Annotated in this window: 18 protein-coding genes and 1 pseudogene; 18 read left to right on the forward strand and 1 reads right to left on the reverse strand. The window is 61.5% G+C overall.

Features of this window, described 5'->3' with window-relative positions; translation table 11 throughout:
* Positions 1-116 precede the first annotated feature (116 nt).
* Together DYS74_RS15555 and DYS74_RS15560 are read left to right on the forward strand one after the other, a co-directional pair.
* Complete coding sequence (locus DYS74_RS15555) at positions 117-533, forward strand: hypothetical protein (protein WP_113902107.1); 417 nt, start codon at positions 117-119, stop codon at positions 531-533.
* Positions 534-1,240: 707 nt separating this feature from the next.
* Entirely contained in the window at positions 1,241-1,642 is a 402-nt protein-coding gene (locus tag DYS74_RS15560) for a single-stranded DNA-binding protein (RefSeq protein WP_113902108.1), read from the forward strand.
* Positions 1,643-1,709: 67 nt separating this feature from the next.
* Here the strand turns inward: DYS74_RS15560 and DYS74_RS15565 are convergent, their stop codons facing one another.
* Positions 1,710-4,421, reverse strand: coding sequence for a UvrD-helicase domain-containing protein (locus DYS74_RS15565; protein WP_121534598.1), 2,712 nt, complete (start codon positions 4,419-4,421; stop codon positions 1,710-1,712).
* A 649-nt stretch (positions 4,422-5,070) separates the two neighbouring features.
* On the opposite strand from DYS74_RS15565, the gene DYS74_RS15570 reads away from it, so the two are divergent.
* From DYS74_RS15570 to DYS74_RS15645, 16 genes and pseudogenes are all read left to right on the forward strand, one after another.
* The gene (locus tag DYS74_RS15570) at positions 5,071-5,325 is read left to right on the forward strand and encodes a helix-turn-helix domain-containing protein (RefSeq protein WP_121534599.1); all 255 of its coding nucleotides are present in this window, start codon (positions 5,071-5,073) and stop codon (positions 5,323-5,325) included.
* Positions 5,326-5,408: 83 nt separating this feature from the next.
* Complete coding sequence (locus DYS74_RS15575; protein WP_121534600.1) at positions 5,409-5,675, forward strand: DNA -binding domain-containing protein; 267 nt, start codon at positions 5,409-5,411, stop codon at positions 5,673-5,675.
* A 113-nt stretch (positions 5,676-5,788) separates the two neighbouring features.
* The gene (locus DYS74_RS19150) at positions 5,789-6,088 is read left to right on the forward strand and encodes a transcriptional regulator domain-containing protein (RefSeq protein WP_220668861.1); all 300 of its coding nucleotides are present in this window, start codon (positions 5,789-5,791) and stop codon (positions 6,086-6,088) included.
* Complete coding sequence (locus tag DYS74_RS15585) at positions 6,054-6,554, forward strand: DUF2285 domain-containing protein (RefSeq protein WP_245965299.1); 501 nt, start codon at positions 6,054-6,056, stop codon at positions 6,552-6,554. The genes DYS74_RS19150 and DYS74_RS15585 overlap by 35 nt, the downstream gene beginning before the upstream one ends.
* Positions 6,555-6,687: 133 nt before the next feature.
* Positions 6,688-6,972, forward strand: a complete 285-nt coding sequence (locus DYS74_RS15590) for a helix-turn-helix transcriptional regulator (RefSeq protein ID WP_121534602.1) — start codon at positions 6,688-6,690, stop codon at positions 6,970-6,972.
* 16 nt (positions 6,973-6,988) lie between these two features.
* The gene (locus DYS74_RS15595) at positions 6,989-8,107 is read left to right on the forward strand and encodes a replication initiator protein A (RefSeq protein WP_121534603.1); all 1,119 of its coding nucleotides are present in this window, start codon (positions 6,989-6,991) and stop codon (positions 8,105-8,107) included.
* The gene (locus tag DYS74_RS15600; RefSeq protein WP_121534604.1) at positions 8,104-8,622 is read left to right on the forward strand and encodes a DUF2840 domain-containing protein; all 519 of its coding nucleotides are present in this window, start codon (positions 8,104-8,106) and stop codon (positions 8,620-8,622) included. The genes DYS74_RS15595 and DYS74_RS15600 overlap by 4 nt, the downstream gene beginning before the upstream one ends.
* Entirely contained in the window at positions 8,619-9,230 is a 612-nt protein-coding gene (locus DYS74_RS15605) for a S26 family signal peptidase (protein WP_121534605.1), read from the forward strand. The genes DYS74_RS15600 and DYS74_RS15605 overlap by 4 nt, the downstream gene beginning before the upstream one ends.
* On the forward strand, positions 9,214-9,552 hold the full coding sequence (locus DYS74_RS15610; protein ID WP_121534606.1) for a DUF736 domain-containing protein: 339 nt from the start codon (positions 9,214-9,216) through the stop codon (positions 9,550-9,552). Before DYS74_RS15605 ends, DYS74_RS15610 begins: the two co-directional genes overlap by 17 nt.
* A gap of 3 nt (positions 9,553-9,555) precedes the next feature.
* A complete protein-coding gene (locus DYS74_RS15615; protein ID WP_121534607.1) occupies positions 9,556-10,299 on the forward strand; it encodes a lytic transglycosylase domain-containing protein in 744 nt (247 codons plus the stop codon).
* Between the two features lie 247 nt (positions 10,300-10,546).
* On the forward strand, positions 10,547-12,313 hold the full coding sequence (locus tag DYS74_RS15620) for a relaxase/mobilization nuclease domain-containing protein (RefSeq protein WP_121534608.1): 1,767 nt from the start codon (positions 10,547-10,549) through the stop codon (positions 12,311-12,313).
* Between the two features lie 91 nt (positions 12,314-12,404).
* Positions 12,405-13,013, forward strand: a pseudogene (locus tag DYS74_RS15625) (plasmid pRiA4b ORF-3 family protein).
* Between the two features lie 105 nt (positions 13,014-13,118).
* Entirely contained in the window at positions 13,119-15,107 is a 1,989-nt protein-coding gene (locus DYS74_RS15630) for a conjugal transfer protein TraG (RefSeq protein ID WP_121534609.1), read from the forward strand.
* A gap of 9 nt (positions 15,108-15,116) precedes the next feature.
* Complete coding sequence (locus DYS74_RS15635; protein ID WP_121534610.1) at positions 15,117-15,515, forward strand: CopG family transcriptional regulator; 399 nt, start codon at positions 15,117-15,119, stop codon at positions 15,513-15,515.
* 106 nt (positions 15,516-15,621) lie between these two features.
* Entirely contained in the window at positions 15,622-20,775 is a 5,154-nt protein-coding gene (locus DYS74_RS15640) for a DEAD/DEAH box helicase (RefSeq protein ID WP_121534611.1), read from the forward strand.
* Positions 20,776-20,779: 4 nt separating this feature from the next.
* Positions 20,780-23,566, forward strand: a complete 2,787-nt coding sequence (locus tag DYS74_RS15645; protein ID WP_121534612.1) for a DEAD/DEAH box helicase — start codon at positions 20,780-20,782, stop codon at positions 23,564-23,566.
* Position 23,567: the final 1 nt, after the last annotated feature.

The raw sequence follows: 23,567 nt of genomic DNA on the forward strand, positions 1-23,567 counted from the left end.
GTTGGTCGGGCTTTTGATGAAGCAACTTTGCAGAACCGGTGAAGCAGCATAGTCGCAGGCGGAGCGTATCTTTCGGCAGCCTGACGTGATCCCTGACCGTTCATGTGGAGGCTTCCATGACTCTGATCCTGCTCGCCGTATCGCTCACCATCGTGATCTGCGTCATCGCTTACAATCTCGCGATCTATGCTTTGCCGGTACTGGTCGCCATTTCTGCTGCCCAGTATGCTTGGGGCGCCGGGGCAGGCGTGCTGCTGTCCAGTATCGCGGCTGCTGCTGCCGCTCTGCTTTCCACCGTGCTGGTGATCGCTGTCGTTGGATTCGCCCGCAACCCCGTCTTGCGCTTGGCCGCACTTTCTCTCTTCGCTGTGCCCGCCGCCACCGCGGGCTATGCGCTCGTCCATGGCATTACCAGAAACATGCTTGATCCCGGTTTCGGGCTGATGCTCCTTTGTGGCGGGGGAGGGCTCTTCATCGGAATTGCCGCGATGGTGAACCTCAATGCGCTTGGCGAGGCGGTGTTCTCGCGCTGAGACCGTGGAGGCGATCCTGAGCCACATGAAACCCGGCGGCTTATGCCGCCAGGCTGGCGGTCCCACACGAAGATCAGGCGGTCATATCATCGTAGCACTTGCCCCGCGTGTCTTCCGGGCTGCTCTGCCCGGCTTGAAAACATATCGCTCGGACGCACCCGCTGCCGAATTGCTCGCTTCTACAGCATCCGCACATCGTGCTGCGGATGCCGCCACGAACCGCTTCAATGCCACTTCTTGCAATGCTCTTCGGCCGGATCTTGCGCCTCAAGACAGGAGCTTTGCCTTGCCGCGTCTGGAACCCCGATGGCAGCTTCGTTCTCATAACGGATGGCGTTGCCTAGCAGCATCGAGCGCAGGTTGGCCGGGGCGAGAACGCGTGTGGACAGATCCTGTGCCGAGTGGTTTCGGCTCGGGGCCCGACTAGACGCTATTGCCGGCAATGACGATGGGGTATCGCAGGGCCTCTCCGTTTCGCTCTCGAAAGCACCAATCCCTCCGACTGACTGATCCCCTAAGTCCGTTCGGTTTCCACCAGCAACCCCCGCGGCTCCCAGCCGTGTTGCCGCGCCGGGCGCGGCTGCCCGCTCCACCTAGGGCCTTGGGGGCAGGCTGCCGCCAGGGCGGCAATTGCGGGCGTCTCCCGACGGCCTTGGCCGGGTCTCGTCGGAGGGATGGTCCCTCCGAGGAAGCAACGGAGAAAACCCATGCAGAACATCGTCATCCTCGCCGGCAACATCGGTCAGGCCCCCGAAACCCGCACCACCCAGGGCGGCACCGGCATCACCCACTTCACCCTGGCCACCTCGCGCCCGCGCTATGCCGAAGGCCGCGTCATCCGTGATGAAAACGGCTACCGGGTCCAGGACACGGAATGGCACCGCATCACCTGCTTCAACGGCCTCGGCAAGACGGTCCAGGAGCATTGCGAGAAGGGCATGAAGGTTCTGGTGCGCGGCCGCATCCACTACACGAAGTGGACCGATGCTGCGGGCGTTGATCGCTACGGCTGCGAGATCATCGCCGAGACGGTCGATTTCCTGAGCCGGGCCAAGCAGGCCGAGAACGACGAGGGCAAGTTCATCGACGACGATGACGTCCCGTTCTGAGCCGGATACGAAGCCCCGGCGGCGCGAGCCGCCGGGAGCCATCGAAGTGCGTTTCGGAGGCGCTCGACTATATATTACCCCCATTTCCAACTGATTTTTTCTCCCCTTCTCGGAATGCTGCGGTCGTTTTACACTTTGGAAATGCCGAGCAGGCCAAGAATTCTTGATCGTTTCTGTCTTTGCGAACGACCATCTTGCCGCGCCCACAGGTCGGGCAGATAGCGCCCTCGGATATTGGTTCTTGCAACCTGACCCGGCGATGTGCCGCGTGCTCTTTAGGTTCCGAGGTCAGAATTCGTTTGGTGTAGTCGCACTCTGGATATCGGCTGCATGCATCAAAAAGGCTATACGGGCCAGTTTTCCGCTGGAGAATTCCGTCCCCACATTTCGGACAAACCTTGAGAGTCGCGTCCTCGCTCTTGATCTCGACGAGGCCATCCTTGGAAAGCTCGACCACAAACCGCGAAGGTTTGTCTTTCAGGGTGTAAATACGCGTCTGTCGACGAGCTCGGGTCAATGCCACGTAGAACAGGCGGCGCTCTTCTGCAAATGGGAAGCCGTCTGGTTCGGGCATCGCCAACTGCAAGACCGGGTCATCGACAATTTGGCTTGGAAACCCCATCAGACCTTCGGTCAAGTTGAGCAGCATCACATAATCGGCTTCGAGACCTTTCGCGGCATGGGCAGTCGTGAATCTTATATCGAGAAAATCGCCAAGTTGGTGCTGCCATGTTGCGAGGCTCACCGGCCTGTCTTTGTGATATCGCCCAAGCAGCATCACGCTGACTCTCCGACACTGTGGCATGCCGCGATCACCTGCATAGACTGAGCCATGGAGTTGCTTGAGATGCCTTTCGACGATATCCATCGAAGCTTCGAGGGTCTCGGATGCAAACGCGTGGAGTGGCGGAACATTATACTCGTTGGTGGTTTCGACGACCTTCTTGATCTGGCGCGGATTTTTTTGAACGAACTCGCTTGACGCATCACATAAACCTTTGGGGCATCGAAACGTTTTGCTCAACGTCAGCTGGGTGGAATGCGGAAAGGTCTTCTGAAAGCCGGTCATCACCGAAATATCTGCGCCAGCAAAGCGGTTGATGCCCTGCCAGTCGTCGCCCACGACACACAGGTTCGCTTCTGGCACCGCATTTACTTTCAACGCCTTCAGAAGGCGCAGTTTTGCTTGCGAAACGTCTTGAAATTCGTCAGCGAGAACCATCGTGTAGGGGCTACGATAGGAACCGTCCTCGATGTGATGAATAGCGCCGAGCAGCATGTCGTCATAGTCCACGCATCCTTCGGAGTTCAGGCGCCGCTGCCATTCATTTGCAACCCTCTCGTAAAGTTCGACAAAGCGGGTGAGGCGCCCTCGATGCCCTCGATCGGTCGCTCCGATGGCGCGGTGAAGATCCTGACTGGTCAGACCATTACTTTTGACATGCTGCTGGAAGGTGCGGATTGTGGAAACAAGCTGCGCTGTGGGAATGGGGGGCTGGCCTGGAGGCGAGCGGTTCTCGTCGAATTCCAACACTTCGCCACGGCGTTCGAGCTCTTCTTTCAGCCGATCAAGGTCGTTCCCGTTGCGCAATCCATGCGACGTAGTTTCGAAGAACGGCGTTCCCTTCTCGGCATGCAGCGTTCTTTTCCATCGCACGCCCGCGACATAGTCACCCGTAAAGTGGGCCGGGGTACGTCCCGTTTCGTCCAGCGCAAAATGCTCGTGATAGAGTTCGATATTTGGGTAGTAAAAATCCGGATGATACTGAGAGTGATCCTCGGAAACGGTGTCGTACTCGTAAGCGCGTTCATATTCATACGAAACACCATGATAAAAAAGGAAGTCGCAGATCATCCGCTCTTCCTGGCTTTTTACGAGTTTTCCATCAGCAGTTTGAATCCCGCCCTTGCGGCTGTCTGAGCCCGGTTGTCTGGTGCTCTCCCAATCACCGATATCACGCCCAAAGACGGTTCGGAAAATATCCCAGTCTGTCCGGAAACGAGGGTCTTGCTGTCGCAGGTCCTCCACGATCTGCGATAGCTCTTGTATGTCTTTGCCGGTCTTGACCCACTCCGCCAATCTTGGTTTCCGACCAGTGCTTTGCCCGATGACGCTCAAGCCAAAAGCGTTGAATGTTCGCACGGTGATCCGGTCGGCATTTTCTAGATGGCCGAGGCGTGCCTTAATACGCGCCGTGAGTTCCTGCTGCACCGACTTGTTGAAAGCCAGGATCAAGATCTGATCGGGTGTGGCGAGGCCTTCAGTCAGAGCATATCCGACACGAGCGACGATGGTCGATGTCTTTCCCGATCCCGCAGCCGCAACGATCTGAACGGCATCGTCCATGCAGATACAACAATCCATTTGTTCATCTGTCAGAGGGTTGCGCTCCACCGACGAAAAAAAATGTTGCCGTTTTTCTTTCTGCGTTTGGAGGAACGTTGCGTTGTGCTTTGAAAACTCGGATCGAAGCGCTTTCTCTAACCGTGGGTGCTCTGCGTTCGGCAGCGGGGTGGCGCTACCATTCCGATGCGGCGGAAATCTACGGATGATTTCAGAGGCCAGGCCCTTGGGGATCCACCCAGTGGCATCGACCAAACCCGCCCACGTCTTGCGCCACTCGGAAAAACCGGAATCCGGATTGATTTCGTAGGAGCGTTCTAGCTCCAGCAGGCTACGCCGAGCGGTAGCAGCGCCGTTTGAAATTGACGGCTTTTTCTTTCCGCCCCCAAATAGTAATCCGCCAAGCAGCGTCGCCCCAATTAGCCACTCAATCATGGCTCGGTTCAAGTTCTGGTAGATTTAATCCCGGTAGATTCTCAGGCATTTTAATGTCTTTGTTGGATCGCTTCCGAAAAAAAGAAATCGCATCAACCTAATTTGGCGACGATTTCGGGCCGTGCTCGGAGTGGTCGGCATGCGGACTATTGATGTTTGACTTCTTTCTACTTTCGTTTGCTACGCGCTATGTTGAGACATGCCATGCATGGCTCTGCATGGTTATGTGTGCAAGCAACGCGTTAGGCTCTATCTAGACGAGATGTAGATGGCGGTTCAAGATCGTCCCCGCAAGTTGATCGTATGCGCGTCTCCTTGGCAAAGTTCCGGGCTCTTTCGGGAAGGCGTCGAGCTTTCCGGGCGGATGTAGCTTTTCAATTTCAGCTATCTGGGACATGGGGCGAGATGATCGTGGAGTGGCTTGTTGCACTGCAGCCTACATGAAAAGCCACTCTCTGCCCAGTTTCGGCGGAAAGCCGCCATTCCCTACGGACGCCCGGCAGGGTTTCGCTACCCGGTGAAATTCGTAATCGTTCGCGGCCACTGACCTGGAGCAGGCCGCAGCGCCTTACTACCCCATCATGTCATGCGCGACTAAAATAGTCGTAGTTCTGGCGCGCGTACCTGTCCGAATGGGAGGTGATCAATCATGATCACCGCCCGACAATCCCGGGCTGCGCGCGCGTTGCTTGGCTGGACGCAGGAGACGCTCGCGGATGCCGCCCGCGTATCATTGACTGCGCTCAAGCGCCTCGAATCCGAAAGCGGGCTCGAGGTCTATGAGAGCACGCGTGATCAGGTGCGCCGCGCGCTCGAGGCCGCGGGGATTGTGCTGCTTTCCACCGACAAGGGGGAAGGGGTGTTGTTGCTCAATGAGCGGAACCTGCAGGCGAGACCCCGATAAATCGCCCTATTCAGGCGATACTTCGGGCCTATACAAAACGACAACTGGTAAGGCGCGCGGGCTCCATGAGAGGCTTTGACCCCATGGTTCAGGTCGATCCGACATTTCTCGATGACGCGCCCGGTGGCGACGAGGTCACTGCCTATGATCGTGCGCATATGGCGCTCTATCTGCGCCTGTTCGATGCAGCACAGGAAGGCGCGGACTGGCGCGAGGTCGTCGAGGTGCTGTTCGGCCTCGACCCAGGAGCCGAACCGGAACGGTGCCAGAACGTCTATGATAGTCACCTTGCTCGGGCCCGCTGGATGGTCCGGCAGGGGTTCCGGGAACTCGGCCAGCGGGACAGCTGAGCGCGAGGTGATGCCAAGGCGGCATCGCGCGATGCCGCGGCGGGGGCTTCCGGAACTCAACCTCTGCGGGAAGCCTGAACGCCTTACGGTTTCAATGCGAACAGGGGGATGCCATGGGATCGGCACCGACTGGTTGGCGCTCTGCGGCAGGTTACGACTACATCGAAACGCTGAGCGCGTCTGATCTTGCCTGGGAGTGGCTTCGCCGCAATGACAGATACGCCGGGGACTACGCCGCATGCGCGGCGGCGGGCCCGGACCGCCAGGCGCTGAGAGAGCGCATGCGGCGGGATTGGGGGGTGCGATTTCGCCGCCGATCCCGCGCTGCCTGCGCCGAAAGCCTCGGTCATCTGGGAGCCACGCGACGATACCAGCGTCGTGCTGCTGGAGCCGTCCCCCAGCTTGCTGGCTGATGAGAACGAGGCTTCCCTTCCCGTTGAAGGGCAGGTGGTATCCGAGGCCGAGTTGTCCCATGCGTTCCATGATCTGGGCGGTGGGCAACGCCTGCAGGTGGTTTATTCCAAGGTGCTGAAGGCGCCGGTGGTGGCGGTGGTGCCACTCACGCGGGAGGGCTTCGACCGCCTGGAAGCGATCCATCGCTTGCTCGCGAGCCTGCACGGACGCACCGTGCCGCCGGACAGCCGGATCACGCCCCAGCAAAAGGCCCGCCTGCGCCGCATGTTGCAGGCCCATGATGGCCAGCGCTCGGGGGCTTCGCGGCGTGACATCGCCGCGGTGATCTTCCGCATGTCGCCGATCCGGCGCGACGAATGGCAAAGCGCCTCGCAACGTTATGCGGTCATGGCACTGTTGCGCGATGCGCAGGCGATGATCGAGGGCGGCTATCGGCGCTTGCTGCGCCATCGCCACCGCGGGTAACGCGCCGGCTGTCCGCTGTGCGAATTAGCCTTCCCCATCTTCGCACTCCATCCCGCCGCGCCCGCTTCTCCATTCTGACCTCTGTCAGCCGCCGTTTCCCGGTGGTTTCCAGGATCAGCACGGAGACAACCCCATGCCCGCAAATTCCCCCGAACTGCCGCCGCGCTACCTGCGCACCAAGGAGGCCGCCTATTTCCTGAGCCTCTCGGCGCGGACGCTGGAAAAGCACCGCACCTATGGCACCGGCCCGGCCTATCACAAGCTCGGTGGGCGCGTGGTCTATGCCATCGAGGATCTGCAAGCCTGGGTGGACCGTGGCTCCGTCACCTCCACAACCGATCCGCGCGGGGGGCAGGTTCTGCCCGCCAAGCGCCGGGTTCTGACGGTATTGCCGCCCTCCGGGCAACGCAGGCGTTGAGTGTCCGGAGTTTCCCATGATCAAGGTGCCTTCCGAACGCGGCCAACTCGATCTCGTCCGCGCGCTTCCCGGGGATTTCGCCCCGCGCGACGCGCAGGACCTGATGGCCTATCCCTTCTTCTCGCTCTCCAAATCCCGCCGCACCCGTCCGATCGAGTTCATCTCGGGCCGGGTCGAAATTCATGTCGAAGCGGTGCCAGATCATGGCATGGCCACGATCTGGGATGCCGATATTCTGATCTGGGCCGCGAGCCAGATCGTCGAGGCGCGTGACGAGGGGCTGCGCACCTCGCGGCTCATGGCGGCAACGCCCTACGAGATCCTCACCTATATCGGCCGTGGCACATCGGTGCGCGATTATCACCGCCTGAAGGCGGCGCTCGACCGGCTGCAGTCGACCACGATTTGCACCACGATCCGCCAGTCCGCCGAGGGCCGGCGTCACCGGTTCTCCTGGATCAATGAGTGGCAGGAGCGCACCGACGGGGCAGGGCGGCCGGACGGGATCGAACTGGTGGTGCCTGACTGGTTCTACCGCGCGGTGCTCGAGGATGCGCTGATCCTGACCATCGACCCGGCCTATTTCGATCTCACCGGCGGGCTCGAACGCTGGCTTTACCGGATCGTGCGCAAGCATGGCGGGCGCCAGAAGGCGGGCTGGCGGTTCGAGTTCCGGCACCTGCATCGCAAATCCGGCAGCCTCTCGCCGTTCAAGCGCTTCGCCTTCGAGCTGCGCGAGATCATCCGCCGTCAGCCGTTGCCGGGTTATTGGCTGAGCCTTGAACGCGCACCACAGGGGCGCGTGTTGCTTGCCTTCGCCCCCTGTGGACAAACTGTGAATGGGATCGTGCCATCGGGAACCCGCACCCTCGTGCCATCGGGAACCGTCTCCTCGTGCTTTCGGGAACCCGGGCTGGGGTTAACCTCCGATGCCGCCGGTGAAAATCGCTCTCCTAACTTAGATTCTAACACAGATTCTAACCTTTGTAGGGCGCAGGCGATTGGGGATAACGTCGACAGTCCTGCCGAAAATCTCCGGAAATCCAACCGGCGCGGGGCGCAAACCACTACGGGTTCAGGCGATGAAACGTCGCCTCAGCTGCCGCTCGACCTCGGGCCGGAGGGCAGGGCATGAGCATCGGGTTTTCCTCCTGCATGGCCGGACGTCCCCTGCCGGTCGATGCACCGCAGGACGGCGCTTTGGTCGCACTGACCTGGCAGGAAGGGCGCATCGAACATTGGATCCGCTTCGGCCATCCGCATTACGAGCATTTTCTCGACAAGCACAGCCGCTTGCTGGGCTTCGCGCCCGGCGCGATCTTCGGCTTCGTTCGCTGGGCTTCGAATGACTATGGCACCGTGTCGTCGCGCATCGACATCCTGCAGGCCGTCGATCGGTTCGCGCCCTATCAGACGCTGCCTTTCGTGCGCCCGGGCGGCGAGTTGCTTCTCTCCATCCATGGCTGGCCGAAGGTCGAGCGCGTGCTGCAACGCATCGACGCGATCATGGCGCTTTCGATCGATCCGGCCGCGGCCGCGCCGGACTATTGGCGACACCTGCACAACCGGCTGAGCGTGGGGCAGGAGGCTCATCCCTACACGCGGCTTCAGCACCGGGCCTGGCTCAAGCGCCGGAGTATCCTGCGATGAAACGGCATCGCTTGACGTTGCTCGTGGCCGCAGCCGCCGTTTCGCTTTTGGCCGCTCCGGCAGTTTTCTCGTGGTCGCCGCGTCTGGTCTGGAACGCCTCTGCCAGTGCGCCGATTGGCCTTTACCTCGCGCGCTCCCCGGGGCGCATCGAACGCGACCAATGGGTCGCGGTGCGACCGCCTGAGGGCCTCGCGGTCTTTCTCGATGAGCGGGGATATCTGCCCCGCGGCGTCCCGCTCATCAAGCGCGTTTTGGCGCTGCCCGGCACGGAGGTCTGCCGTACGGGGGATGCCATCACCGTCGGTGGAGCGTTCCAAGGGCAGGCGCAGGCGCGCGACCGGCGGGGCCGTGCTCTGCCGGTCTGGCAGGGCTGCCAGGTGATCCCGGACGGCAGGATATTCCTGATGAACCCGGCGGCACCGGACAGTCTCGATGGACGATATTTCGGGCCGCTTCCTGCCAGCGCCGTGACTGCCCGTCTGATCCCGCTCTGGACGGATGCAGGGCATGGCGCGGGTTTTACATGGCGCACCGACGGCCCCCCGACCTCGATTTCCCCTCAGTTTCACCCCAGCAGAAAGGACCAAGCCCATGCCACAGATCGGTGAATTCACCCGCAACGCGGAAGGTTTCTTCGGGCGCGTCCAGACGCTCACGCTCGACCTCGAAGTCAGTATCACGCCCGCAGAGACGACGGACGCCGAGAACGCCCCGGATTACCGCCTGCATCATGGTTTGGAGGACGACGCGCGCGAGATCGGCGCCGCCTGGAGCCGCACGGGCGAGAAGGCCGGCGCTTACCTCTCGGTGCTGATCGACGACCCGATGCTCGCCCGTCCGATCCGCGCGCATCTCTTCCAGAACGGCAGCGACGCCAGCTCGTGGTCACTACACTGGAACCGCCCGCCGAAGCGCGACGAGAGGGGCTGAGCCATGCCATGTTCGTACATGCGCCATGGCTCTTCACCTGCGGCGAGGGGGCGCGTCGGCCCCCGTCGCATCCTCCTTTGTCTTCTTTCCGGCCTGTATCTCGGCGTCATTCCGGGTGTGCCGGTGCTGGCCCAGAGCATGCCGGGGAGCCAGACCACTGCGCAGGATCCCTATGCCGCGTTGATTGCCGACGCGTCGCAGCGCTTTGCCCTGCCTGAGCGCTGGATCCGAGCGGTCATGCAAGTGGAAAGTGCGGGCAATCGGCGCGCCGTCTCGGCGGCTGGTGCGATGGGGCTGATGCAGATCATGCCCGCGACCTGGGCGGAGCTGCGCCTGCGCCACCGTCTCGGCGCAGACCCGTTTGCACCGCGCGACAACATCCTTGCGGGCGCCGCCTATCTGCGTGAGCTGCTCGATCGCTACGGCTCGGTCGGGGCGATGCTGGCAGCCTATAACGCGGGGCCTGCGCGCTACGAGGACCATCTCGCCACCGGGCGAGCCTTGCCACCTGAAACCCGCGCCTATGTCGCCACGCTGGTGCCGATGCTCAACGGTAGCGCACCGCTTCCGGCCATTCCCCGTGCTCCGGATTGGCGCGCTGCGCCGCTCTTCGTCGGTGTCTCCGATGCAGCCCCAGGGCAATCTGGCGACAGGTTGGCGGCCCCCTTGGACCCGCTCCGCGAACTCATTCCGGGCGCTGAAACCGGGCTGTTCGTCGCCCGATCTGACGAGCGGGGTGCTCCATGAGCCGGATCGGGCTGCAGAGTGGACGGGCGTGCGCACGGGCAAGATCGGCGGAAGGGCGGGCGGAAAAGAAAGGCGGGAAGGCAGGAGTGCAAGATAAAAGCGCCTGCCACGAACGCCGTAAGCCGCTGGCGCGGCACGGCTTTTCCTGTGCATGCGGATCGGTCGCGGGCAGGTTGCCCGATTTTCCCCAAGGAATTCAACGCTTCGACATGCACAGCGCCATTGCGAGCTGGTTCGGAGCCCGCCCATGAGCGATCGTGAGCGGGAGTTTCGCATCCGCCCCGGCAAGCCGCGCGCTCGCTCAGCACCGCGGTCCAAGAGCTTCGTCAGCCAGGTGCTGCGGGCGGCTCAGAAATCGGGGCATGGCACGCCGTCGCGTTCATCATCGGCCCATAGCGCCTCGACCTTCGGGCGCGGGCATGGCCGCTTTGGGCGGGCGCGGCTTTTTGTGCCAACCCGCCGTGTTGTGGTGGCCGCGCGCATCGCCCGCCACAAGGGGCGCGCCTATCGGTCTGCCCCGCTCGCCAAACACCTCTCCTATCTGAAGCGCGAGGGTGTCAGCCGGGACGGGGAGGCGGGGGTGCCTTTCGATGCTGCGAGCGACAAGGCGGATGATCTGGGCTTCGCGCGGCGCTGTGAAGAGGATCGCCATCATTTCCGTTTCATCGTCTCCCCGGAGGATGCTGCCGAGCTCGAGGATCTCAAGAGCTTCACCCGCGATCTGGTCCGTCAGATGGAGGCGGATCTGGGCACAAGGCTCGATTGGGTCGCGGTCGATCATTGGAACACCGATAATCCCCATGTCCATCTGCTCCTGCGCGGGGTCGATGAGGCGGGAGCCGACCTGGTGATCTCGCGCGATTATATCAGCGCCGGTTTGCGCTCGCGGGCCGAGGACCTGGTCGCGCTGGAACTGGGACCGAAGCCTGAGCACGAAATCCGCAACGCGCTTGAACGCGAGGTCACGGCAGAGCGCTGGACCCGGATCGATCGAGAAATCCGTTTCCGTGCGGATGATCTGGGGCAGATCGATCTGAGGCCAGCGGCGAAGGGCCCTGACGATCCGGAGTTGCGCCGGTTGATGGTCGGCCGACTGCAACACCTTCGGAAGATGGGGCTCGCAGTCGAAGCCGCGCCCGGTGAGTGGAGCCTCGGTCTCGAAGCCGAGCGCACCCTGCGGGACCTCGGCACGCGCGGCGACATTATCAAGACGATGCACCGGGCCTTCGCGTCCCGCGGGCAAGATCGCGGGTGCGACGCTTTCGTGGTGGAGCCGGGCGGGGCAGGGGCACCCGTTATCGGACGGCTGGTCGAGAAAGGGCTGCACAACGAACTCACCGGCGAGGCCTATGCGGTGATCGACGCGACGGACGGGCGGGCCTATCATGTGCGTTTCCGCGGCCTCGAGGCCTTCGATCATGCGCCGCCCGAGGGCGGTATTGTTGAGCTGCGCCGGTTTGGAGGCACGGACGATCCGCACCCGACGCTGGTGCTTGCCAACCGATCCGATCTCGATCTGCAAAGTCAGATCGCCGCGCCCGGGGCAACCTGGCTTGATCACCGGCTGGTCGAACGACAACGGACCCCGCTCGCCCTGGGCGGCTTCGGAGGTGAGGTGCGTGAGGCGCTGGAGGCCAGGGTCGATCACCTGGCCGCAAATGGCCTCGCGCAGCGTCAGGGGCAACGGGTCGTCCTGCAGCGCGATTTGCTCGCCACGCTCCGGCGCCGCGAGTTGGACGCCGTGGGCGAAAGGCTCAGCATCGAAACCGGTTTGCCCCGGCATGCGGCGAAGACGGGGGAACATGTTGCCGGAACCTATCGACGCCAGCTCACGCTCTCCTCGGGGCGCTACGCGATGATCGAGGGCATCGGCCCCGACGGCGGGCGCGGCTTCCAGCTCGTACCCTGGTCTCGGGAGATCGAACAGAAACTTGGCCAGCACATCTCGGGCGTTGCACGGTCGGGGGGCGGCGTGGATTGGACCCTGGGCCGTAAACGTGGGCTGGGGATATGAGGTCGTCAGGTCACCGTCTCGGAAACTTGCTTCGAGGTCGGCAAGACGACATCAAGGACAGGGACGGTGAGGCAAGGGGCGAGACATCGACATGGCTAAGGACTACGCGCTTCAGTTTCGGGTTTGGCTATGGGGGATAGAGCCCCAGATTTGGCGCCGGCTGTTGCTCTCGCCGGAGTTGAACTTCGCCGAGCTCCATGAGGTGATCCAGGCCGCCTTCGGCTGGTAAGACAGCCATATGCACCAGTTCACCATCGGAGGGCTCACCGTCGGGGCACCTGAGATCAATGATGACGACATCGCCGGTCGCCGGACACTCGAGGCGGCCGAGGTGAAGCTTCGGGACCTCGATTTTCGTCGGATCGCGTCACCGTACCTGCTTTATGAGTATGATTTCGGGGATGCCTGGGTTCATCAACTCGATCTGGAAACGCGTGTTCAGTTTGATCGGCCAGAGATGAAGGCGGCCGTGTTGGGTGGCGAACGCGCGGGGCCGCCCGAGGATTGTGGCGGGCGCCATTCCTACGGCGATTTCGTGCTGTCCCTGAAAGACCCGCATCATTCGGAGCATCGACAAAATCGAGCCTGGGTCGGAAAGGCCTTTGACCCGGAAAAGTTCGATCTGGGCAAAACGCAGAAAGCGGTGGACCGGGCACTTGCCAAATGCCGTGGCGATTACCTTTTCCGGCAACGGTCCTGACACTGGAAGCATCGAGCCTCCTTTACGCACGCCACGCTAGCCGGGTCTGCCGGGGATGATTGCTGCCACTTGATCCGACGTTTCAGGGGCCGAACATGTCGCGGCATGACAGCCACGAAAATCCTCTGGGGCCAGATCCTCGCCGTTTTCCTGATCGTGCTCGCCACCACCTGGGGCGGAACACAGTGGGTTGCCTGGCGTCTGGGGTTTCAAGCACAGCTGGGGGCGCCATGGTTCGAGCTTCTCGGCATGCCAGTTTATCCCCCGCCAGCCCTCTTCTGGTGGTGGTATTTCTACGATGCCTATGCCCGCTCGATCTTCTGGGAAGGTGGGGCCATCGCGGCCTCCGGCGGTTTCATCTCCATCGCCGTGGCGATCTCGCTCTCGGTGATCCGGGCGCGTGAGGCGGCGGATGTCGACACCTACGGCTCAGCCCGCTGGGCCGAACGAAAGGAGGTCGAAGATCTGGGGTTGCTCGGGCCCGATGGTGTGGTTCTCGGCAAGCTCGATCAGGATTACCTACGCCATGACGGGCCGGAGCATGTGTTGTGCTTTGCACCCACGCGGTCTGGCAAGGGCGTTGGGCTGGTCGTCCCTTCGCTGCTGACATGGCCGGGATCCGCGATCGTCCATGACATCAAGGGCGAGAACTGGGAGCTGACCGCGGGATTTCGCGCCAGGCATGGCCGCGTCCTGCGGTTCGATCCGACAAGCATGGCCTCCGCGGCCTATAACCCGCTGCTCGAGGTGCGGCGCGGCGAGTGGGAGGTGCGCGACGTTCAGAACGTGGCGGATGTTCTGGTCGATCCGGAAGGCTCGCTCGAAAAGCGCAACCACTGGGAAAAGACCTCGCATTCGCTGCTCGTGGGCGCGATCCTGCATGTGCTCTATGCCGAGGCGGACAAGACCTTGGCGGGTGTCGCGGCCTTCCTCTCCGATCCGCGCCGTCCGATCGAAGCCACGCTGCAGGCGATGATGACCACCCGCCATCTGGGAGAGGTGGGTCCGCACCCGGTCATCGCCTCGACTGCCCGGGAATTGCTCAACAAGTCCGACAACGAACGCTCCGGCGTGCTTTCGACGGCCATGTCCTTCCTCGGCCTCTATCGCGATCCGGTCGTCGCCCATGTCACGCGGCGCTGTGACTGGCGCATCTCCGAGCTGATCACCGATCCGCGGCCCGCCACGCTCTATCTCGTGGTGCCGCCCTCCGACATCTCGCGCACGAAGCCGCTGATCCGGCTGGTGCTGAACCAGATCGGTCGCCGCCTGACGGAGGATCTGCACGCCAAGGACCGCAAGCACCGGGTGCTGATGCTGCTCGACGAATTCCCGGCGCTCGGGCGGCTCGATTTTTTTGAGAGCGCCTTGGCCTTCATGGCGGGCTACGGGATCAAGAGCTTCCTGATCGCCCAGTCGCTCAACCAGATCGAAAAGGCCTATGGCCCTAACAACGCGATCCTCGACAATTGCCACGTTCGGGTGAGCTTCGCCACCAATGACGAACGCACGGCCAAGCGGGTCTCAGACGCGCTCGGCACGGCGACCGAGATGAAGGCGATGCGCAACTATGCCGGGCACCGGCTGGCACCTTGGCTCGGCCATCTGATGGTCTCCCGATCAGAAACCGCGCGCCAGCTTCTGACGCCGGGCGAGATCATGCAACTGCCTTCAGATGACGAGATCGTCATGGTCGCTGGATCCTCGCCGATCCGGGCGAAGAAGGCGCGATACTATCTCGACCGGCGGTTCCTCGAACGCGTCTTGCCGCCGCCCGAAGCGGGCCCAGTGGCGATGCTGACAAAGCCGGATGGCTGGTCCGATCTGCCCTTGCCTGTGACCGAGACCAAGCCTCAGGCGCAAGCGGGCTCGAGCGATGATGACGAGGCCAACGCCGGGCTACGGCGCGAACCGGATCTGCCCGAACATGTCGAGATTGTTCACCAGAGTGATCCGGCCCCCGCGAAGGAATTCGAGATGATGCTGGACGACGGGCCGGAAGACGCGGCTCGTCAGCGCCAGGTGCTCCGGCGCCAGATGGGGCAGGTGGCGCGCCAGGCGACGCTCGATCATGACGATGGCATCGCGCTGTGAGGGCCGGGGATGCGTAGCCGCCTGAATGTTTCACTGCCCGTGGAGATGATCGGGCGCATCAACGATCTGGCCGATCGCAAGCGGATCACACGCTCCGCCGTCGTGGAGGCTTCGGTCGAAAGCTTCCTGTCGCCCGATCACGTCGATCTCCAGGAAGCGGCGATGACCCGCCGGCTCGACCGGCTGTCCCGTCAGCTCGCGCGGCTGGAACGCGATCAGCATATCACCTCAGAAACCCTGGCGCTCTTCGTGCGCTTCTGGCTCACCGTCACACCGCCGATCCCGACCGAAGACCAGGCCACCGCGCAGGCCAAGGGGCGTGAGCGTTTCGAGGGCTTCGTCGAGACGCTTGGGCGGCGAGTGCAGAAGGGGAGCAGGTTTTTCGATGAAGGCTCGCCAGAAGCCTAGGCGACAACTCCAGGTGGAGTGGTTGGCCTGATTGGAACACGCGAGTTGCCGAACTGTAGCGCTTCAAGATATCCCTGTTATAGCAAGACTATTTCGGGGAGGTTTTATGAAAGCGTTCGAGTTCGATTCTGAAATCGTCGAGACCTACTCCCGATTTTCCCGTTCTTTCAGCACCATTCGTGCTGATGATCTGCGTGAGCAAGTTGAAGCGGAATATTCCGCGGGGCGTTTTTGGCCTGAGAGTCTGCTCTCTCTGAACCCGCGTTATTTGAAGGGGCCGACAGTTGATGAGCTCGTCTCGTCGAGTGATCTCGACGAGGCGACAGGGCAGATTTTTCGCTTTGATGGAGACCCGATCCGCTTTCATCGCCATCAGGCACAGGCGATTTCCAAGGCGCGCATGGGGCAGAGCTTCGTGGTGACCACCGGTACCGGGTCCGGGAAATCATTATGTTTCTTTGTGCCGATCGTCGACGCCGTTGTGCGCGCCCTGAAAGCTGGCAAGGCGCATTCAACCCGGGCGATCATCGTTTATCCGATGAACGCGCTTGCAAACAGCCAGATCAAAGAAATTGAGAAATTCATCGCGCAATCGGGGCTGCCGGAGCATCTGCGCCCGGTGGTGCGGCGCTATACCGGGCAGGAGAGCCATGAGGAACGCCAACGCATAGCCGACAACCCGCCAGATATCCTGCTCACCAACTTTATGATGGCCGAACTTCTTTTGACCAGACAGGACGAGCTCGACACCAAGGTCATTTCGAACGCCTCGGGACTGGAGTTCATTGTGCTCGATGAGCTGCACACCTATCGGGGCCGGCAAGGGGCCGATGTGGCAATTCTGGTGCGCCGGTTGCGAAACCGCTGTGCGCCGACTGCTGCACCGATCTGCATCGGTACCTCGGCAACGATGGTCAGCGAGGGATCTGAGGCAAGCAAGGCTGAGGCGGTGGCCGTAGTGGCGACACGGCTCTTCGGGGCGCAGATCGGACCTGATGCTGTGATCGACGAGTCGTTGGAATGTGCAACTGACGACACGCTAACGCTCGACAGCGTGCGCCCGCATCTCGCTCAGGTGTTGACGGCACCGTTGCCGGAGGTTCTCACCGACGAGGTGCTGAGGACCCATCCGCTTGCAATCTGGGCGGAGCGCGAGTTGGGGTTAGATGACGCGCAAGGCCTGACCCGCAAGCCGCCAACACCCTTTGGTGAGGCGGTCGAACGGCTTTCGTTGGCAAGCGGTGTTGAGTCCGAGGTCTGCCGTGAGGCATTCACGCAGTTTCTGACCCGCGTGAGCCTGCCCGAGATAGAGCGCGGAGGCCGCGGGGCAGGCGCATTCCTTGCGTTCAAACTGCATCGGTTCATTTCTGGTGCAGGCGAAATCTACACTACTTTGACTGCCCGCCCGCGCCGCGTTCTGTTCGAGGGGCAGCTCGAAGACCCAGAGGCGCCAGGCAACCGGCTGTATCCCACGCGATTTTGCCGAAACTGTGGGCAGGAAATGCATGTGGTCACGAAGGCCGAAGATGCTGAGGGCGGGCTTTTTCTGCCTCGGAACATCGACGATTTGCCGATCGAGAGCGACGAGGGCGAGATCGGCGGTTACCTGACCCCGGTCGGGGGGGGGGACCCGGATTACATCTTCACTGGGGATATCGAGACCTACCCGGAAGACTGGCGCGAGGAAAAGAACGGCGTTGAGAGACTGCGCTCGAACTATCGCAAACGCGTGCCAGAGCGCTTCTCGCTGGCCGCGAACGGGCGCATGAGTGCCGAGGGTGTAGAGTTCTGGTTTATGCCAGGCAAGTTCGGATTTTGTCCCTGTTGTCAGTTTGAACCGCAGCCGCGCATGCGGGAGCGCGGCAAGCTTCCGGGGCTTTCCGGCGAAGGGCGCAGTTCGGCCACCACGCTTCTGGTGTCTAGCGCGCTCGAATGGATGAACCGGGAGGGAAGCGGCGTTCCACCGGAGAAGCGCAAGCTGTTGGGCTTCACCGATAACCGGCAGGACGCGGCACTGCAGGCCGGGCATTTCAATGATTTCCTTTTTGTTGGGCTGCTGCGCGGAGCAATCTTACGCGCGGTTCTCGATACATCGAATGCCGGTTTGAGCGACGACGAATTCGGACTGAACACAGTGCGGGCACTTGGCTTCACCGCCGACAACAAGAACGCGCGGGTTCACTGGATGCTTGAGCCAGAATCCGGGGCCGTGACGCGAGAAGATGCGCAGCGCGCCCTCGCCAAGGTACTGGAGCATCGAGTCTGGACAGACTTGCGGCGTGGTTGGCGTTATACCAACCCTAACCTGTTCGAACTCGGACTGGTCGAGGTTGAGTTCCGAGGCCTTGATGAGGTGGTACAAGATACCTCAGCGCTCAACTCGATTCTGCCCGCACTTGCTGAAAAAGACCGCATCGAACGGCACGCACTTTTGCATGAGATCTTGCGTTTCTTCCTCGAAGGGCTTGCGGTGCAGACCGAAGCTCTCGATCGTACGGAACTCGACAGTGTGAGTTTGAAATCACGCAACTTTCTTCGCGCGCCTTGGGCCATCGATTCCAAGGAACAGCTGCGCGGGCGGTCCACCCTGCTTTTGCAGGCTCCGAGTAAGAAGGTGACGTCGTTGCGGGAAGAGCAGGTGTTCCTGCGCGCCGGCCCGACCTCGCGCCTTGGACGTCAGATCAACCGTATCTCGAAACTTGGGGTGAAGCTGAAGCGCGACGACTACCTGACGGTAATGGCTGGAATTATGAGCCTTTTCGAACGAGAAGGGTTGATCGTTCCCGTTGATCTCGAGCTCGATCTGCGCGGTTGGCGCCTTTCGCCTTCGGCGGTACGGATCATTCCGGGGCCGACGGTGCTTGGCGATCAACCCAAAGGCAACCGATATTTCGTCGAGCTCTACAGTTCGATCGCCGATGATCTAAAGCAAGGGTACAGTAGCTATTGGGGGCTCGAAGGGCGAGAGCACACGGCACAGGTCACACAAAAGCAGCGCGAATGGCGCGAATGGCGTTTCCGCTACGAGGCCGACGATCGCAACTTGTTGGCGCAAAATAGTGCCGAGTTGAAGGCGGCAGGTGAAAGCAACCAGTTCCTGCCCGCGCTTTTCTGCTCGCCGACGATGGAACTGGGCGTTGATATTTCGGCGCTGAACGCAGTCTATCTACGCAACGTACCACCTACGCCCGCCAATTACGCGCAACGCGCGGGGCGTGCTGGCCGTTCAGGTCAAGCTGCAGTGATCGTCACTTATTGTGCCGCGCAATCGCCGCACGACCAGTACTTTTTCGAACGCCGCAACGACATGGTGGCTGGGCAAGTGCGCCCGCCTGCGCTCGACATCACGAATGAAGAGCTGGTTCGCTCGCATCTGCATGCGGTCTGGCTGGCCGAGGCAAAGCTGAGACTGTCGCCTGATATACCGGAAATCCTTGATCTGACGGCCGAGGGTTACCCGCTAAGGCCCGAGCTGCGCGAAGTGATCGAGCGGCCGTCTCTGCGTACGACCTCGCATGCGCCGATGAAGCTGGTGCTCGAGCAGATCATCGCCTCCGAAGGGGGTGTTCCCGGCTGGCTGGGCGAGCTGGATGTCTTTGTCGAAAATATCGCAGAAAAGGCCCCTGAGCGCTTCGATGAGGCGTTTGCACGCTGGCGCGAGCTTTACCACTCTGCGCGCAGTCAGCTCGCGGAAGCGAACAAGCGGTCGATGACGGCGGGTCTGCCCAAGGACGAGCGGCAAAAAATCAAGGCCGCGCAGATCCAAGCGACCGACCAGATCGCCATCCTCGAACAGGGTAAGGCGAGCAATGGTTCAGATTTCTATTCCTACCGTTACCTTGCCACGGAAGGTTTCTTGCCTGGCTACAACTTCCCGCGGTTGCCGCTCTATGCTTTCGTGCCTGGTGAGGGAAAGACGGGTTCCTTCCTGCAACGTGCGCGCTTTCTCGCAATTTCCGAGTTTGGGCCGCGTAGCCTAATCTATCACGAGGGGCGAGCTTATCGCGTGGTGAAAGCGAAGCTTCCCCCGGAAGCACGCTCCGGCGACGGCTCCGACTTGGCGACGAAAGATATCTACATCTGCGAGAACTGCGGGGCCTCCCATGAAGGCGAGGTTGAGCGCTGTCATGCTTGCGATTCCTCGATGGCCGGTGCACTGCCGGTTCAACGCACTTTACGCATCGACAATGTCGAAGCCGCCCCGACCGAGCGCATTACCGCAAATGACGAAGAGCGGGTGCGGCAGGGGTTCGATATCCAGACTGTTTTCGCATGGCCGCGCCAAGTGACGGAGGCGGAACTCTGCTCCGGTGAGGAGGTGCTCTTGGCACTGCAATATGCGAATGGCGCCGAAATCAGCCGCATCAACAAGGGACTGAAGCGGCGTAAGGAGCAAACCCTGCTCGGCTTCAACATCGATCCGCGTTCGGGCTATTGGGCGAAGGCTGAGGATGAAGATGACGATGCAGACACCGCGCCTGATGTCGTGCGCCCAGTCAGAATCGTGCCGATTGTAAGAGACCGCAAGAATGCACTTCTTCTACGCTTCAAAGAGCCGGAAGCTCTGGCGCCCAAAACCATCGTCACGGTGCAGCATGCACTGTTGCGCGGTATCGAACTCAAGTATCAGCTCGAAGAAGGCGAAGTCTTGGGGGAACCACTGCCCGCGCGCAACAATCGCCGGACAGTGCTAGTCTACGAGGCGACAGAAGGTGGGGCCGGAGTGCTCAGTCGCCTTATCGACGATCCCAAGGCGCTCGCTCGAGTGGCACGCGCAGCGCTCGAGCTGATGCATTTCGACGGGGTTGATGCGGCCATCGCATCTGGCGATCCGAACTTGCTTGTCGACAAGCCCGATGCCACCTGCGTGCGCGGCTGCTATCGTTGCCTACTGTCCTATTTCAACCAGCCCGACCACGAGTGGATTGACCGCACCAGCCATGGGGCTAATCAACTGCTGATCGACCTCGCGCGCGGAGAGGTGCGTCTGAGGACATCCACGCTACAAAAAGTCGTGCAAGGAAGCTGGGAGACGGTATTCAAGGAGGCGGGGCTGCCTGCCCCAGCAGGTGAACCTGCCACGTTCGGCGGGCAGGAGTTCCCCTTCGTCTGGCGAGCCAACCGGGTGGCGGCTGTTGTTGGGGTAGTGAGGCCAGAGGCTATCGCATATGGCGACGATCGAGGCTGGACTCTCTTCGAACTCCCGGAGCAACCCGATCAAGAACTGCCGTCCGGCATTGTTGCTGCGCTAAAGGACTGATCCCATGACCCTGAGTTTCGCTCCCGGTGATCTGGTTCGGGCCCGTGGCCGTGAATGGGTGGCGCTTCCTGCGCCTCGCGAAGGCCTGTTGGCATTGCGCCCGTTGTCGGGGGGCGAGAGTGGTGCGGTGATCCTGGATCCGCGCCTTGAAATCATGCCTGTCGAGCCTGCTCGTTTTGATTTGCCGGCCGATGCGCGCCAGACCGTGCAGGCGAAAGCGGCGCTCTTGGCCGATGCATTGCGTCTTACCTTACGCCGGGGCGCAGGGCCATTCCGCTCGGCGGCACAGCTTGCCTTCGAACCGCGCATCTATCAGCTTGTGCCGCTCCTGATGGCCCTGCGGCTCGCTGTGCCCCGCTTACTTATTGCGGATGACGTTGGGATCGGGAAGACCATCGAGGCCGGGCTGATCCTGCGTGAGTTGATGGACCGAGGCGAGGTTGATGCCTTTTCGGTGCTTTGCCCGCCGCATCTTGTCGAGCAATGGGTGCTCGAACTGCGCTCGCGCTTCGGTATTGACGCAGTCGCCGTCACCTCTGCCACGGCGGCGCGGCTCGAGCGTGGCCTTCCGCTCTCGCAAACATTGTTCGACGCTTATCCGCATACTGTGGTGAGCCTCGACTATATCAAGGCCGAGAAACGTCGCGAAGGATTTGCCCGCAGCTGCCCGAATTTCGTGATTGTCGACGAAGCGCATGCTTGCGTAGGCACCGGTGCAGGGAAACAGCAGCGGTTCGGCTTGCTCTCGGGGCTCGCCCAAGATCCTGGCCGCGGTATCGTTCTGCTTACAGCGACGCCGCATTCGGGTGATGAAGAAGCTTTCGGAAGGCTTTTGTCGCTCATTGCACCAGAATTCGCCGAGATGAATTTTGGCAGCGAGAGATATCGCCAGCAACTGGCACGCCATTTCGTGCAGCGCCGCCGGTCAGATCTGATTTCTGAAGGTTGGGATGAAGGGCGTGCTTTTCCAAAGCATGAATCCTATGAACACGCCGCTGGGCAACTCGGTTTGCCATATCGGCTTTCTCGAGAACATCTGGATTTTCAGGAAGCAGTTCTCGATTACTGTTTTGCTCGTGTTGAGCGTGCTGCTGGTGACCAAAAAGAACGTCGGTTGGCGTTTTGGGGCACCCTCGCGCTCATGCGTTGTGTCGGCTCATCGCCGGAGTCGGCGCTCTCGGCATTGCGCAACCGAATGGCCAAGGAGAGCGAGCGTCTGGAATCCCAGATTTATGACGAGGACGGCGACGACGAGGATGCCGTTGATCTGGAACCTGGCATCAATTTTGCTGCTGATCCGGCCCTGTTGAGCCTTGTCGAGCAGGCTGAATTACTTACCTCCCGGTCTGATCCAAAGCTCGAGGCTCTGATTTCGGCTCTGAAGCCGCTCATTAAAGACGGCGCAAACCCCGTAGTCTTCTGTCGTTACCTTGCTACGGCCGATTATGTACGCGACGCGCTGCGCCGGGCCTTTCCCAAACTGCGCATCGAGGCGGTAACTGGAGTGCTGACGCCAGACGAAAGGCGCGACCGTGTCGCGGATATGGTGCCGAGCGAAGATGAAAAAACTGGTCAGAGAATTCTAGTCGCAACGGACTGCCTCTCCGAAGGGATCAACCTGCAGCAGATATTTGACGCCGTCGTGCATTATGATCTTTCCTGGAACCCGACCCGACACCAGCAACGCGAAGGTCGTGTCGACCGGTTTGGCCAGCCCGCGGAGCTCGTGCGCTCCATCATGATGTTCTCGCCTGATAGTGCGATCGATGGTGCTGTGCTCGACGTGATCCTTCGCAAGGCCGAGGAAATCCGGAAAGCCACGGGCGTTACCGTCCCGCTTCCAGAAGAACGTGGCGCGGTGACTGACGCGCTGATGGCCTCTATGATGTTGCGCCGCAGCGATACTCGTCAACTCGCCTTCGATCTGCGACTCGAGGATGGTACAGAAGCGGTTGCCGCGCGCTGGCGCGATGCCTCTGAAAACGAGAAGAAATCGCGCACGATGTTCGCGCAAAACGCGATGAAACCGCAGGAGGTTGCGCCTGAATGGGCAAAGGCGAAGGCATTTCTGGGCTCTCCCGCCGAGGCGCGCTCTTTTGTCGAAGTGGCTATGGCGCGTTTCGGGGTGCCTCTTGAGCCGCGCAAGAATGTGCTTGTAGCACATCTGCAGGGGCTCGATGCGGGCCTGCGCGAGCGCTTGGAACAGCGCGAGATGAAGGGCTCCGTGCGCCTTGCGTTGGTGGAACCGGCCCCGACAGGAACTGCTCTTCTGACGCGCACCCATCCGCTGACATCCACGCTCGCCGAGTCACTCGTCGAAGCTTCGCTCGACCCCGAGGCGCTCGGATCACTCGGTATCGGCCGCACCGGGGCATGGCCGAGCAAAGCTGTGCAGAAGCTCACCACGCTTGCGCTTTTGCGTATCCGCTTCAAGATCACCGTCCACGCACGCAAGGAACGTTTGTTGCTGGCCGAAGAGGCCGCACTCGTGGCCTGTCAGGGCGGGCAGGTAGTTTATTTTGGCGAGGCGGCACGCGAGATACTTCTAACTGAGGCAACATCGGACCTGGCTCCTGGCGCGCGCGAGCGCTTTGTTGCACGAGCGCAGAGCGAGCTGCCCACGCTTCTCGAAGGCCCATTAGCCGATTTTGCGCGCGCCCGTGCCGAAGAGCTGATGCTCGATCACGCTCGCCTTCGCACGGCCTCTGGTTCGGCCTCGCGGGTGACGGTGGTGCCAGTACTCCCCCCCGATGTCATCGGTCTCTTCTCCATTATGCCGGACGAGGTTTGAT

The organism is Paenirhodobacter hankyongi, from assembly GCF_003664585.1.
Classification (GTDB): Bacteria; Pseudomonadota; Alphaproteobacteria; order Rhodobacterales; family Rhodobacteraceae; genus Rhodobacter; species Rhodobacter hankyongi.